Annotated in this window: 15 protein-coding genes and 1 tRNA gene; 13 read left to right on the forward strand and 3 right to left on the reverse strand. The window is 68.7% G+C overall.

Translation table 11 applies throughout. The features are described 5' to 3' along the window. Positions 1–61: 61 nt before the first annotated feature. Complete coding sequence (locus E0F75_RS08010; protein WP_187622189.1) at positions 62–817, reverse strand: hypothetical protein; 756 nt, start codon at positions 815–817, stop codon at positions 62–64. 215 nt (positions 818–1032) lie between these two features. On the opposite strand from E0F75_RS08010, the gene E0F75_RS08015 reads away from it, so the two are divergent. Further along, the gene (locus E0F75_RS08015) at positions 1033–1932 is read left to right on the forward strand and encodes a Yip1 family protein (protein ID WP_187621803.1); all 900 of its coding nucleotides are present in this window, start codon (positions 1033–1035) and stop codon (positions 1930–1932) included. 87 nt (positions 1933–2019) lie between these two features. Here the strand turns inward: E0F75_RS08015 and E0F75_RS08020 are convergent, their stop codons facing one another. Together E0F75_RS08020 and dcd are read right to left on the reverse strand one after the other, a co-directional pair. Further along, positions 2020–2517: a phosphoribosyltransferase gene (locus E0F75_RS08020; protein WP_030323619.1), complete on the reverse strand. Its 498-nt coding sequence runs from the start codon at positions 2515–2517 to the stop codon at positions 2020–2022. 13 nt (positions 2518–2530) lie between these two features. Beyond that, entirely contained in the window at positions 2531–3106 is a 576-nt protein-coding gene (gene dcd, locus E0F75_RS08025) for a dCTP deaminase (protein WP_030209939.1), read from the reverse strand. Between the two features lie 402 nt (positions 3107–3508). On the opposite strand from dcd, the gene E0F75_RS08030 reads away from it, so the two are divergent. The 12 genes from E0F75_RS08030 (at position 3509) to E0F75_RS08085 (ending at position 14344) form a co-directional block, all read left to right on the forward strand. Further along, positions 3509–3582 (forward strand) — tRNA-Gly (locus E0F75_RS08030). 120 nt (positions 3583–3702) lie between these two features. Then, complete coding sequence (locus tag E0F75_RS08035) at positions 3703–3924, forward strand: hypothetical protein (protein WP_187621804.1); 222 nt, start codon at positions 3703–3705, stop codon at positions 3922–3924. Positions 3925–4808: 884 nt separating this feature from the next. Next, the gene (locus E0F75_RS08040; protein WP_187621805.1) at positions 4809–7028 is read left to right on the forward strand and encodes an MMPL family transporter; all 2220 of its coding nucleotides are present in this window, start codon (positions 4809–4811) and stop codon (positions 7026–7028) included. A 5-nt stretch (positions 7029–7033) separates the two neighbouring features. Next, positions 7034–8215, forward strand: a complete 1182-nt coding sequence (locus tag E0F75_RS08045; RefSeq protein WP_024755982.1) for a sensor histidine kinase — start codon at positions 7034–7036, stop codon at positions 8213–8215. 1 nt (position 8216) lies between these two features. Then, complete coding sequence (locus E0F75_RS08050) at positions 8217–8861, forward strand: response regulator transcription factor (RefSeq protein WP_187621806.1); 645 nt, start codon at positions 8217–8219, stop codon at positions 8859–8861. A gap of 738 nt (positions 8862–9599) precedes the next feature. Then, complete coding sequence (locus tag E0F75_RS08055) at positions 9600–9803, forward strand: cold-shock protein (RefSeq protein ID WP_020133169.1); 204 nt, start codon at positions 9600–9602, stop codon at positions 9801–9803. 340 nt (positions 9804–10143) lie between these two features. Continuing rightward, positions 10144–11658 (forward strand): DEAD/DEAH box helicase, encoded by a 1515-nt coding sequence (locus tag E0F75_RS08060; RefSeq protein ID WP_187621807.1) that lies wholly within the window; start codon positions 10144–10146, stop codon positions 11656–11658. A gap of 45 nt (positions 11659–11703) precedes the next feature. Next, positions 11704–12105, forward strand: coding sequence for a CBS domain-containing protein (locus E0F75_RS08065; protein WP_187621808.1), 402 nt, complete (start codon positions 11704–11706; stop codon positions 12103–12105). A gap of 48 nt (positions 12106–12153) precedes the next feature. Next, positions 12154–12465 carry an SCO5918 family protein gene (locus tag E0F75_RS08070; protein WP_187621809.1) on the forward strand — a complete coding sequence of 104 codons (312 nt, stop codon included), beginning with the start codon at positions 12154–12156 and terminating at the stop codon, positions 12463–12465. Positions 12466–13414: 949 nt separating this feature from the next. Continuing rightward, positions 13415–13753: a MerR family transcriptional regulator gene (locus E0F75_RS08075; RefSeq protein ID WP_187621810.1), complete on the forward strand. Its 339-nt coding sequence runs from the start codon at positions 13415–13417 to the stop codon at positions 13751–13753. A 61-nt stretch (positions 13754–13814) separates the two neighbouring features. After that, positions 13815–14030 carry a hypothetical protein gene (locus tag E0F75_RS08080; RefSeq protein WP_194480332.1) on the forward strand — a complete coding sequence of 72 codons (216 nt, stop codon included), beginning with the start codon at positions 13815–13817 and terminating at the stop codon, positions 14028–14030. A 41-nt stretch (positions 14031–14071) separates the two neighbouring features. Then, positions 14072–14344, forward strand: a complete 273-nt coding sequence (locus E0F75_RS08085) for a hypothetical protein (protein ID WP_187621811.1) — start codon at positions 14072–14074, stop codon at positions 14342–14344. The last annotated feature ends 10 nt before the right edge of the window (positions 14345–14354 follow it).

Genomic DNA, 14354 nt, shown 5'->3' on the forward strand with positions numbered 1-14354 from the left:
GAGAGGGCCGCCCCGCGAGATCGCGGGGCGGCCCTCTCCGTCATGTCGGGCCGTCGCTCCGTCAGCCCCTCTGGGCGACGTACTTCTCCACGAGCCTGCCCTGGAAGTCGTAGACCCAGCTGTCGGCGCCCTGCCGGGGGGTGTCGACGGCGGCGAGCTTGTAGTGGTGCCTGCCGGCGTCGACGAGCTTGTACGTCCAGCCGTGGTGGGCGGCGGTCGGGTGCCTGAGGTCGAGGGAGCCGAGGGAGCGGCCGTTCTTCTGGGTGAGCTCGACACGGGGCCAGGTCTTGCTCGTGAAGAGCCGGGCGACGTTCCCGTCGGGGAGGGTGACCTTGGCGTCGGCCTGCCGCACCGTGTTCTTCTTCTGGTGCGGGACGGGCTTGGGGGTGGGCTTCGGGGTGGGCTTGGGCTTCGGGGCCGGGGTCGGGGTCGGGTCCGGCTTGGGGGCCGGGTCCGGCCCGGGGGCGGTCTCGACCCAGGAGCGCACGGTGCCGTCGGGCTGGAGGACGACGTGGAGGCCGTTGTTCTGCCCGTACGCGGGCTGCCCGTCGGTGCTGGTGAGGGTGTCGATCAGGGACCCGCCGGCGTAGATCTCGGCGGAGAAGCGGCCCGGTCCGTCCTGGTGGACCTTGGCGAGCGAACCGTCGGCGAGGTCGACGTTCCGCCAGAGGACCGGCTGGTCGCCCGACGTCGGCGCCGGGTCCGGGCCCTGGTCCGGCCCGTCGGCGGCGAAGGCTCCGGCGGCCGGCAGCAGGAGGGCGGCGACGGCCCCGGTGGCGACGGCGGCGGTACGGGCGGAACGACGGGTGACACGCATCGGAAGAACTCCTTGCTCGGGTCGCTGACATCTCCGAAGCTACGAGTAGGACATTGAGGTGATACGTCGGATTCGTCACGACGACCGCAAGCCTGTCCACCGACCGTGTCACGGCCCACAGCGGGGCCGCTCAACCCCCTAGGGGATGTCACAGCTCAGTGGCAAGGACAGGTCCGGGGAGCGCCCGCACAGCGGAAGCGGGTACGTTCGACGACGTGGCTGGATTCAGGAACGGACGCGGCCGGGACAACCGCCCCCCGCACAATCAACCGCAGCAGGCGCCGTACGGGTACAACGCGGCCCCGCCGCCGTACCCGCAGCAGCAGTGGCAACAGCAGCCACCGCAGGGGCACCAAGGGCACCAGGGACACCACGGGCCCCAGCAGGGGCACCAGGGGCAGCAGCAGGGGCAGCCCTACGGGGAGCCGGAGTACTTCGGCGAGCCGTACGGCCAGCCGCAGCACCCGCACGCGGCGACGGCGAACAACCCGGGCCACACCCAGATGTTCAGCGTCGACGACCCCTACGGCAACGCCGCGACCCACCACGCCGGCGCCGCGCCCGTCCCGACGGGCCCCCGGCTGCCGTGGAAGGCGCTCCTGAGCGGCATCGTGCTGCGCCCCGCGGACACGTTCCTGCGGATGCGGGACCACGCCGTGTGGGGCCCGGCGCTGATCGTCACCTTCCTCTACGGGCTGCTCGCGATCTTCGGCTTCGACAAGGCGCGCGACGAGGCGATCAACGCGACCCTGTCGACGGCGATCCCGTACGTCCTGATGACCGCCCTCGGCTTCGTCGTCGGCGGACTGATCCTGGGCTCGGTGACGCACACCCTCGCGCGCCAGCTGGGCGGCGACGGGGCGTGGCAGCCGACGGTGGGCCTGTCGATGCTGATCATGTCGATCACCGACGCGCCGCGGCTCGTCTTCGCGCTCTTCCTGGGCGGCGAGAACGGCCTGGTCCAGGTGCTCGGCTGGCTGACCTGGCTGGCGGCCGGGGCGCTCTTCACGATGATGGTGAGCCGCTCGCACGACCTGCCGTGGCCGAAGGCGCTGGGCGCCTCGGCGATCCAGCTGGTGGCGCTGCTGAGCCTGATCAAGCTCGGCATGCTCTGACGACACGCGAAGAGACGCGAAGAGGCCCCCACCGGTGCGGTGGGGGCCTCTTCGCGTCTCTTCGCGTCTCTTCGCGCGGGCGCGGGCTCAGGCGTCGAGGACCTGGCCCTCGCGCTTGACGACGGGCGGCTCGACCGACCAGGGGAAGTTGATCCACTCGTCGGTCTTCTTCCACACGTACTCGCACTTCACGAGGGAGTGGGACTTCTCGTAGATGACGGCGGAGCGGACCTCGGCGACGTGGTCGACGCAGAAGTCGTGGACGAGCTTGAGGGTCTTGCCGGTGTCGGCGACGTCGTCGGTGATGAGCACCTTCTTGTCGCTGAAGTCGATCGCGTCGGGCACGGGCGCCAGCATGACCGGCATCTCCAGCGTGGTGCCCACACCGGTGTAGAACTCCACGTTCACGAGGTGGATGTTCTTGCAGTCCAGGGCGTAGGCCAGACCACCGGCGACGAAGACGCCGCCGCGGGCGATCGAGAGCACGATGTCGGGCTCGTAGCCGTCGTCGGCGATCGTCTGCGCCAGCTCACGCACGGCGCGTCCGAAACCCTCGTACGTCAGGTTCTCGCGTACTTCACTCATGCCTGCGACCGCCTCACACCTGGGTCCGATGGAAGTTCATGAACGAGCGGGAGGCCGTCGGCCCCCGCTGACCCTGGTACCGGGAGCCGTACCGCTCGCTCCCGTACGGGAACTCGGCGGGCGAGCTCAGCCGGAACATGCACAGCTGCCCGATCTTCATACCGGGCCAGAGCTTGATCGGCAGGGTGGCGAGGTTCGACAGCTCCAGGGTCACGTGCCCGGAGAAACCGGGGTCGATGAACCCGGCGGTCGAGTGCGTCACGAGCCCGAGCCGCCCGAGAGAGCTCTTCCCCTCCAACCGCGACGCGATGTCGTCCGGGAGGGTGATGACCTCGTAGGTCGAGGCGAGCACGAACTCGCCGGGGTGGAGGATGAACGCCTCGTCGCCCTCGGGCTCGACCTCACGGGTCAGGTCGAGCTGCTCGACGGCGGGGTCGATGTGGGGGTGGCGGTGGTTCTCGAACACCCGGAAGAAGCGGTCAAGCCTCACGTCGATGCTCGAGGGCTGCACCATGGATTCGTCGTACGGGTCGATGCGCACCCGTCCGGCATCGATCTCGGCCCGGATGTCCTTGTCTGAGAGAAGCACGCCCCCACGATACGCAGAGGGCGCGGACCTGCCCCAATCGGCAGGCATCCGCGCCCCGGGCGCTGGTCAGCGCCGTCCGGACTCCACCGGCACCGCATGCCGCAACCGCGCACAGCGCGGACACCGGATCAGCCGCCCCGGCCCGATCCGCCCGGCCCCGAGCTGCTGCAGCGGGAACGAAGCGGTACTGAACACATGCCCTTCGGCACAACGGACGACGGTGCGCTCCATCGAACCCATCAAGTCCCTTCCCCTACACATGTGGTGGACGGGAAGCCACATTAGGGGATCAACGGGACACCCTCCAGGCGGCGCTCCGCACCCGAAAAGGCGCAAGCTTCGCCTCAAGTGGCGCATGGGGTACAGTGTGCAACCATGCGGCACCGTTCATCGGGCCGCTGTGCGGATGTAGTTTAATGGTAGAACATGAGCTTCCCAAGCTTATAGCGCGGGTTCGATTCCCGTCATCCGCTCCATAGCATCAGCCCCAGGTCAACGACCTGGGGCTGTTGCTTTTCGGCGAGACTCTTCTCAGCTACTTCGCGCTGCGGACGTGAACGGCCGAAGCGGATATGTGCGGGCGCATACTGGCAGCAATGACAAAGTCGAGTGCACCGAAGCGCTTTTTGCCCACCAGCCCCTTCAAAGCCCCGGTCGCGCTGCCTCCTAAGCAGTTCGCCGTAGGCGACCAGGTCACACACGACGTGCACGGCCTCGGCCGGGTCATCGGCATTGAGGACGGGATCGCGACGGTCGTGGATTTCGGCTCGGCGCAAGAGCGGATCCTGAGTCCGTACGCCAAGATGAGCAAGCTGTAGGACCGCCGTGCCCGGTCACGGCACACCAGATCCGTTCATGGACCCGCAATGAAGAGGACCCCTCTCATCGACCTGACCTCGCCGTTCTCCGCTCCGGAAGGGGCGTCCCCCTGCGCCGCTGCAGCATCGCCGCATCCCACCACACATCCCTTCCAGGCGCCCGACTTCGGGGAGACCGAAGCCTTCCTGTTCGACGAGGATGCGCAAGCGTCAGCCTCTGGCACGAGTGCGGCTCGGCGCGAGGCAGGCTAGCTCCCACTCGTGACGATGGCGTCGGCATCGGGCCACGAGGCGTATCCGTCTCCGTCTCCGTCCACGGCGTGCGCCGACCAGCTCCGTGCGGGTGCGACGGACTCTGATCCGTCACCAGACGAGGCGGCGGTGAGCGGGCGCATGCGCATGGCGGCATGGATGAGGTCGGCCACGAACAGCACGATGCCGATGATGAGCAGGAAGAGGAGCCCGTCGACGATGGCGCCGATGATCGGGGCCAGGAAAAGGCGATATGAGGGGCGCCGCCTCTGTCGGACGGGAAGCTCAGCAGCGGGCCGGCCGGCCCGGTCCCACCGTCGCACCGTCCAGGCGAACGAACAGCAGACGGTGGCGCGTGGGCAGACCGACCGATCCCCGTCATCCGCTCTTCTACGAAGCCCCAGGTCAGCGACCTGGGGCTTCGTCGTTGTCTCCACCTCTTCAGGAGTCCCGTACCACTGCGCACCGCTTGCCCCCTGATCGGCCTGCTCGGCCTGCTCGGCGGGCTTCTACCGGCGGTTGCAGGGGACGTTGGTAGCGGTCATGCTCCCCCGCCGTCCACCGACCGGTGGACCCGAGGTTCAACCGGCCGGGCGTGTCGGGCTGCGCCCCCGCCGACCAGGATCTCCGGTATGAGTCAACTCCCTGTGCGGATAGCCCGTTGGAGCGCCCGGCACGCATGGCGTGCGATCGCCGGCTGGTTCGCGTTCGTCATTCTGTGCCTCGGCGTCGGCATCGCGGTCGGCACCAACGAAGCCACTGTCGAGGACTTCCGGGTCGGTGAGGCGGGGCGCGCCGAGGCGATGGCAGCCGAAGGGGGCCTGCAGCGCAGGCCCACCGAGCAGATCGTGTTCTACGCCAAGTCCGGACCGCTGGACATGGCCGCAGCCGACTCCGCGGCCCGGGACCTCACCGAGCGGATGCGGAAGCTGCCCGAGGTGGACAGTGTGGCGGCCCCGGTCCGCTCCAAGGACGGCAAGGTACTCAGGGTCTCGGTGGTCCTGAAGGGCCCCGAGCTGGACGGCAGGAAGAACGTCGCCCCGCTCCTCGAGCAGACCGCGATGGTGCGCGACGGCCACCCGGACCTGGTCGTGGAGGAGACCGGCTCCCCCTCCATCAGCAAGGGCGTCAATGATCAGCGCGGGAAGGACCTCGCGCTCTCCGAGCGCATCACGCTGCCGGTCACGCTCATCACCCTGCTGATCGTCTTCGGATCGGTGGTCATGGCCGGTGTGCCGCTGCTGCTCGCGCTTTCCTCGATCACCGGCGCCCTGGGGCTGTCCATGATCGCGTCCCACGTCCTGCCCGACCCCGGTGTCGGGACCAACATGATCCTGCTCATCGGCCTGGCGGTGGGAGTCGACTACACGCTCTTCTACCTCAAGCGTGAACGCGAGGAACGGGCCCGTGCTGGTGGCCGGCTCAGCTCGGAAGCCCTGGTGGAGCTGGCAGCGGCGACCGCGGGCCGGTCCATCCTGGTCTCCGGCCTCGCTGTGATCGTCTCCACCGCCACCCTGTATCTGGCCGGGGACGTCATCTTCTCCTCGCTGGCGACGGGGACCATCCTGGTCGTGGCGGTCGCCATGGTGAGCGCCCTGACCGTACTTCCCGCACTCCTTGTGACGATCGGCCACAGGACCGAGCGCCGTTCGGCCCGCAAGGCCGCTCGCCGGGCGAGCCGCGGCAAGCCGGTCCGTACGAAGCGGGCGGAGGCCGAAACGGGCCGAGTGTTCGGCGCCCTGCTGCGGCCCGCGCAGAAGCGTCCCGCCGTCACCCTGTGCGTATCGGTGCTGGTCATGCTCGCCCTGGCGGCGCCCGCGCTCGGCCTGAAGCTCATCGACCCGGGCAAGGACACCTTCTCCCGCGACATCCCGGCCATGCAGGTCTATGACCGGCTGAACGCGGCCTTCCCGGAGCTTTTGGTCAAGCATGAGGTCGTCGCCCGCTCCACCCCGGACCGGGCCCCGGAGGTGAGGCATGCTCTGGCGGACCTCGGCCGGCGGGCGCAGGCCGACCCTCTGTTCGCCGGGAATGCCGTGCCGGAGGTGCGTACGTCGGCCGACGGCCGGATCAGCGTGCTGGAGCTGGCCGTCCCGTTCCCCGCGCCCTCCGCCGAAGCGACCGAGTCACTCGGCCATCTCCGTAAGGACTATCTGCCCGCCACGGTCGGCAAGCTGTCCGGCGTGGAGACAGGGGTGAGCGGTGATGTGGCCCGGGGCGCCGACTACGTGCATCACGAGAACAGCAAGCTGCCGCTGGTCATCGGGTTCCTGCTGCTGGTGACCTTCGTGATGACCGTGTGGGCGTTCCGCTCGGTGGTCATCGGCCTGATCGGCGTCGTACTCAATCTGCTGTCCGCCGGGGCCTCGCTCGGCCTGCTGGTCGTGTTCTTCCAGGGGACGTGGGCAGAGGACCTGCTGGCCTTCGACTCCCTCGGCGCGATCGCCTCCCGGGTGCCGCTGTTCCTCTTCGTGATCCTCTTCGGCCTGTCGATGGACTACCAGGTGTTCGTGGTCAGCCGGATCCAGGAGGCCATGCACAACGGCATGTCGGCCCGCGAGGCGGTGCTGGACGGCATCACCCGGTCAGCCAAGGTGGTGACCAGCGCGGCGATCGTGATGGTGACGGTGTTCGGCGCCTTCGTCGCCCTGCATCTCACCGAGATGAAGCAGATGGGCTTCTGTCTGGCGGTGGCCGTACTGCTGGACGCCGTGGTCATCCGGCTCATGGTCCTGCCGTCTCTCCTGCTGCTGCTCGGCGAGCGGGCATGGTGGCCGCTTCGGCCGACGCGGTCGTCCCTTACGGCGCCGATCACCGCCCCGGCTGCCCGTCCGCGCGAGAACGTAGTCTGACGATCATGCTTCAACGGCCACAGCACGGCGACCCGTTCTGGATATGGATGCTCCACTGGTGGGACGTCATGTCCTGGGTGATCATCGGTCTGCTGGTCGTGATCACCATCGTGGGAGACACCCCCGGCACGGCCAAGTACGGGTCGCTGGCGCTGCTGGCACTTCTCGGCATCTGTTACGGGCTCGTGCGCAGACGCCCCGGCAATCCGGTGCTCGGTGCGTACGTCTATCTGGCCCTGCTCGTCCTCGTCCTGGGCGGACTCGCCTACCTCCGCGACGGCTTCGGGGTGCTGTACACGCTGGCGCTCTCGCAGTTCGTCATCTTCGTGAACAGTTTGCGGTCCGCGATCGTCTACAGCGGGCTCGGCGCCGTGGCGATCACAGTCGGCGGCAGCCTGCGGGAGGGCTGGAATGCCGATGTTCTCACCACCAACACCACCTCTTCGCTCGCTGTCTACGCGGTGAGCGTCCTGATCGCCGTACTGACGCCCCGGGCTCTCAAGCTGCGCGACGAACGCGCCCAGCTGCGCGCCGAGTTGAAAAGCACCCAGCTGAGCCTGGCCGAGGCGCACCGGCTCCAGGGCGCTGCAGAGGAGCGAGAGCGCCTCGCGCGGGAGATCCACGACACCCTCGCCCAGGGCTTCGCCTCCATCATCGCGCTGGCAGAGGCAGCCCGCTCCGGCCTCGAAACCGATACGGAGAGGAGCGCGCAGCAGCTGCAATCCATCGAGCAGACCGCCCGCGAAAACCTCGCCGAGGCCCGTGTCCTCGTCGGCTCGGCCCCCCAGAGCGGCGTGGCCCCCGGCTCGGCGGCCAGAACACTGCGGCGGGCCCTGGACCGGTTCACCGAGGACACCGGGGTCACCGTCACCGCAGACCTGCCGGACATCGAGTGCGACCAGCAGGCTCGGATCGCGCTGCTCCGCTGCACTCAGGAGTCCCTCGCCAACATCCGCAAGCACGCGGCAGCCTCCGCCGTGGACATCGTCCTGGCACAGCAGTCGTTCGGCATCGAGCTGGAAATCATCGACGACGGACGGGGCTTCGTGGTCGAGGAGTCCCGGGGCTTCGGACTCAACGGCATGCGTAAACGCCTCGCCGAACTCGGCGGCGAACTCACCGTCACCAGCTCGGTCGGAGACGGCACCCGCATCCTCGCCATGATTCCCACGAACGGTCAGGTGTGACATGACAACATCGACAGACGTGCTCCGTATCATCCTGGCCGACGACCACACAGTGATGCGCGCCGGCCTGGTTGCGCTGCTGGCCTCCGAGCCCACCATCGACATCGTCGGCGAAGCGGGCGACGGCCGGGCGGCGGTCGAGCTGGTCGACCGGCTGCAGCCCGACCTGGCGCTGCTGGATCTGCGGATGCCGGTGCTCGACGGGGCGGGTGCCACCGCCGAGATCGTCGCGGGCCGTCAGGGCACTCGCGTGCTGATCCTGACCACCTACGACACCGACACCGAGATCGAGCATGCCGTAGAGGCGGGCGCGACCGGCTACCTCCTCAAGGACGCCACCCGCGAGCAGCTCGTCGAGGCCATTCACTCTGCATCCCGGGGCGAGACCGTTCTGGCCCCGCGCGTCGCGCAGCGTCTGGTGACCAAGATGCGGCAGCCCTCGCCGGTGACGCTCACCGCGCGGGAGGTGGACGTGCTGAATGCCGTTGCAGACGGCCTGTCCAATCCGGAGATCGGCAAGCGCCTGGTCATCTCTGAGGCCACGGTGAAGACCCATCTGCTCCGGATCTTCGCCAAGCTGAACGTCAGCGACCGCACACGCGCGGTCGTGCTGGCCCTGGAAGGGGGTCTGCTGGACCGGCGTTAGCCCGCCGACTGCTCGTGGACGTACTCCACCAACGGCCGGCATCTTCGACGAACCCGCCTCCTGAGGCCGGGCGCCCACGCCTGTCCACGTCCGCTGTGGCTCGGCCTGAGCCGATTGCGGAGCGGTTGCGCCCGCAGGCGTCGGCTCTCGGCTGCAGCCCCTGCGGACCGCCACCGCCTTCGCAACACCCATAGAACGCGCTCGTAACGGCGCCTTCCCAGCACGTGCCCCATCCGTGCCCTTCAGAGCGGCGAACATCGGATGACAACGGCTCCGAAGGCGTCTCCAACGCAAGCCTTGGAGGGGTTTCTGCAGGGCAGGCACCACGCGAACGGCCCGAGCGGCGGTCACCACGCCTGATCCGAGGTCTCCGCGATCAGCGACCTGAACAGCGCGGACGATCGAACCGGAGCTCACGCTCCCGAAACACTACGCTCGGGGTGAATCAATATCTACGCCCGCGGGCTGAGAGTTTAACGGGCCCCGCAGGGAGAGTATTTGCTCTAACGCGCAGAGCGGGATTATTTTACGCACCGAAGCCACTGCGGCATGCTATTGTCGATCTCGGTTGCAGTTTTGGTACCCAAAAACTTCAAGCGTCTCTGTTCAATCTTCATGCGATCTTCATGACGTAGGCGGCGCTTTGTATTTCCGGTCATTTTCCGGTCGGGGCATCATCGCGGCGACACGGCATCCGCACAGTGCGGATGCCGGCGTACTGCCCAAAGGAGAAATGACATGGCTGCTGGCACCGTGAAGTGGTTCAACGCGGAAAAGGGCTTCGGCTTCATCGAGCAGGACGGTGGCGGCCCCGACGTGTTCGCCCACTACTCGAACATCGCCGCCCAGGGCTTCCGCGAGCTGCAGGAAGGCCAGAAGGTCACCTTCGACATCGCGCAGGGCCAGAAGGGCCCGACGGCCGAGAACATCGTTCCCGCCTGAAGCTGACGCGTAGTTCGTAGCTGGGGCCCGCATCCCTCGGGGTGCGGGCCCCAGCTACACGCATTTTCCGGCAGTGGTTCCACTGGTAGGGCGACCGCCGGTGACCACCGCCCACGGACCCCCAGGGACGCCGCCGCTTCGAGCCCGCGTCCCGCTGTTGTCCTGGATTTCGACGTTCGTCTGACGTCACTCCATTTCAGATTCAGCGCCTGCGCCGACACGGATTCCATGCGGGCGAGATTCGCTTTCGCATTCTCTTCGGCCCGTTCTTATGGTTCCCCGCACTGCTCCACCGTTGCGGGAATTCCTTGGTGACGTGCCGCATCAAGGAAGGTTCTGAATGAACCCCACACGTACGAACAGCCGCTCCTCCCGCAACCGCCGCAGCACCGGCGGCTCCGGTTTCGGCTCCACCGCCGCTCCGGTTCGGGCCGGTCGCTTCGGTTCGTCCGCCCCCAGTCGTACGGGAGGCCCGAGCCGTTCGGGCGGCCACGGCCGCCGGCCCGCCGCGGTACAGGGAGAGTTCGCCCTCCCGAAGACGATCACCCCCTCGCTGCCCTCCGTCGAGGCGTTCGGCGAACTCGACATGCCCAGGGAGCTCCTGGCCGCGCTCACCGGGCAGGGCGTGTCCGTGCCGTTCCCGATCCAGGGCGCGACCCTGCCGAACTCCCTCGTGGGTCGTGACGTGCTGGGCCGCGGCCGGACCGGCTCCGGCAAGACCCTCGCCTTCGGCCTGGCCCTCCTGGCCCGCACCGCCGGGCAACGCGCCGAGCCCCGCCGGCCGCTCGCCCTCGTCCTCGTCCCGACACGCGAGCTGGCCCAGCAGGTGACCGACGCCCTCACGCCCTACGCACGCGCCGTCAAGCTGCGACTGGCGACCGTGGTCGGCGGCATGCCCATCGGACGCCAGGCCGGTGCCCTGCGCGGGGGTGCCGAAGTCGTCGTCGCCACGCCCGGTCGCCTCAAGGACCTCATCGACCGAGGTGACTGCGGGCTGAGCCAGGTCGCGATCTCCGTCCTGGACGAGGCCGACCAGATGGCCGACATGGGATTCATGCCCCAGGTCACCGCCCTCCTGGACCAGGTGCGCCCCGAAGGCCAGCGGATGCTGTTCTCCGCCACCCTGGACCGCAACGTCGACCTCCTGGTCCGCCGCTACCTCACCGACCCCGTCGTCCACTCCGTCGACCCCTCCCAGGGCGCGGTCACCACGATGGAACACCACCTCCTGCACGTGCACGGCGCCGACAAGCACCGGGTGACGACGGAGATCGCGGCGCGCGAGGGCCGGGTGATCATGTTCCTGGACACCAAGCACGCCGTGGACCGGCTCACCCAGGACCTCCTCGACAGCGGAGTGCGCGCCGCGGCACTCCACGGCGGCAAGTCCCAGCCCCAGCGCACCCGCACCCTCGCCCAGTTCAAGACCGGACACGTCACCGTCCTGGTCGCCACGAACGTCGCCGCCCGTGGCATCCACGTCGACAACCTCGACCTCGTCGTCAACGTGGACCCGCCGACCGACCACAAGGACTACCTCCACCGCGGCGGCCGCACCGCCCGCGCGGGCGAGTCCGGCAGCGTCGTCACCCTGGTCACCTCCCACCAGCGCCGCGGCCTGAACCGCCTCATGGCCGACGCCGGCATCGTCCCCCAGACCACCCAGGTCCGCTCCGGCGAGGAAGCCCTCCACCGGATCACCGGCGCCCGGACCCCCTCCGGCGTCCCGGTCACCATCACCGCGCCGGCGGCCGCGCCGCGTAAGCGCGGCCCGGTGTCCCGCGGTCGACGCAGTCCCGCTGCGGCGGCCCGCCGCGTGAGCGCGCGGCAGTCCGCCGTCGACGCGGCGGCCTGAACGCCACGTGAGCAGGAAACCGACCCACCTCTGCAGGAGGCACTTTTGACGCTGGTCCAGACGCAGCCCCGCTCGGCGAACGCCACCCCTATGCACAGGACGGTGGCCGACGCCATGGACATGGCCGCACCGCAGGTCTGCGATGACATGACCGTCGAAGTGGCCCTGTCCGTCGTGATCAGTGCCCGCGCGGGGCATCTGCTCATCTGTGACGACGACGGGCTGTGCACCCGGCTGGTCACCCGGGCCCAGCTCGCCGCCGTCCGTGACAGTGACGCGTACACGGACCGCATCCGGCTGCGCGACGTCCCCGGCGACCGCGGGCCGTTCACCGCACCCCGCACCCCGATGAACCAGGCCGAATACCCGATGCGCCACCGCCGGCTCGACGCCCTGCCCGTCGTGGCCGAACAAGGCAGCGCTCCGGGCGTCCTCGCCCCTGCCTGAACCGCCTACCGCGGCCGGACCCTTCTCTCCTTCCCCCTGTGAGGCACCATGCGCTGCGTCATCGCCCGGTTCCCGTTCGATCTGACCAAGAGCGGCGTCCTGGAATCCATGAAGGGCATCAAGCCCGAGGAGGTCATCGGCGAATCCGTGATCATCGGCCGCCGCACCTACCCCGTCAAACAGGTCGGCCAGGTCATCACCCGCCAGGACCGCCGCGACTTCAGCGCCGACGAAGTCCTGCGGGCAATGACCCGGCTCGGCTTCACCTGCCGCGGCCTTCCCCAGAACGCCGCACCCGCACACGCCCTCACCTCGGTCCAGCAGGCATCCGCGCTGCTCGGCACCCCGGTGACCGTCTGACCGACGGGACCGGCGTGAGCCGCCACCGGAACAGCGATGAGGGCCCGACCAGCGCGCGTGCTGGTCGGGCCCTCCCGCGTACCGACGGGTTTCCCCACGCGGCGCCGTGTCAGTGGTCGGAGTAGCTGAAGTCGCCCATGGTCCAGGGTCAGGGACATCTGATTGCTCCGCCCGGACTCCACCAAGGCGGCGACGTCGACGAGCAGCTCGTCAGGCTTCGACAGGGGAGCCGATTCCATTCACCAGCCGTCCCTGCACCCGGCCCTCGCCTACCTGATTCTCGCGCCCCACGCGCTCTGCTGTGGCCAGCCCGAGCGCCTGACCTGCAGTGCAGGTGCTCTGCAGACCCTGGACCGGCCATGAAGGTCTAGCTCTCCCCATGGAGCACGAAAATCTATCTCGGCCAGAGTAGACATTGGGTAGTGGCGTGGTTATGGTTTCTCTCGTATCCCAGCGAGACAAGAGAGCCTGGCAGAGACGAACTGCCGGGCACTAGTACCCGCAGGTGCAGTTGGCAGGACGGTGCGGTGGTGGAGTTCCGAAGCCAGGGTTGTCGCAGGACGGCGACGGGACTGACGACCGGACCGGGTGGCCCGCAGTGATCAGGGGCCGCCGCGAGCGGGACCGCTGTCATGGCAGTCGCGGTACCCGTAAGTGCAGTACGCAGTACCCCGTAGTACGTAGTTGATCACCGAGGAAGAACGGAGGAACCCGCGCCATCAGGATCGCCCGGGCGGAAGTCTGAGCCCGGGTACCGCAGGACATCGATAGTGAGGTGGTCTCCGGTCAAGCAACCGCGATCCCCGCGTGCCCGACAGCGTCTCGGTCGGGTCAGCGGAAACAGAAGGCCGGTGCGGTATCAGGACCGGCAGATGGTGTAGTAGTTCCTTCGGGGCCCTGGTGCCATACGGCACCAGGGCCCCTCAACGCGTTCACCAGAGAGGTGCAAGTGACAGCAGGCGACTCCTTCGACCGTCTCGATGACGACGACTACCCCGCCTACACGATGGGCCGGGCCGCCGAGATGATCGGCACCACCCAGGGATTCCTGCGCGCCCTTGGCGAAGCGCGCCTCATCACCCCGCTCCGCTCCGGCGGCGGCCACCGCCGGTACTCCCGCTACCAGCTGCGCATCGCCGCACGCGCCCGGGAACTCGTCGACCAGGGCACCCCCATCGAGGCCGCCTGCCGCATCATCATCCTCGAAGACCAGCTCGAAGAAGCCCAACGCATCAACGCCGAGTACCGCCGCGCCGCCGAATCACCCCCTCCGCCGGCCTCGGACTGAGTTGAGTGTGCCCGTCGGTATCGGCGGGCCCCGCTTCGTTACGGGTTCCCGTCATCCGCTCTTGAACGGCGCCGCCACCCCCGAAGCCGCCCGCGCGGTCGCCCAAGTGATCCGCCGCTCCTTCGCCGGTGCGGAACAGCGCAGCTACCCCGTACCCGAAGGCGGCACACGGCTCCACCTCACCGTCGACACCGGATCCGCCGCGGAACCCGCCCTCCCCTGGCTCGCCACCAGCAGACCGTCCCCTCGCACCGGCACCCGCGTCGACGAGGCGTGAGGAGCGCCGGCCGCACCTCACACGCATGAAAGGACTCGGTCATGGCGACACTCCGCGAGCGACAGGTCCACCACGAACGGGTCCTGACCGCCCTCTACGAAGCCACCGAAGGCAACCGACTCCTCGGAGTCCCGGGGCGGAAGCTGCGGAACGACCTGCGCATCCCGGAGGAGGACCTGGCCGCCGCCTGCACCCACCTCGCCGGCGAGGACCTGATCACCGTCGGCCGGGAACCGGGCAACACACCTGCGATGGTCTCCCTGACCCACCAGGGAATCCGCCGTATGGAAGCCGAAGAGGAAGAACGCGGCTGAGCCGGACCGC

Origin of the sequence: Streptomyces sp. CB02980 (genome assembly GCF_014451325.2) — a bacterium.
Lineage (GTDB): Bacteria > Actinomycetota > Actinomycetes > Streptomycetales > Streptomycetaceae > Streptomyces.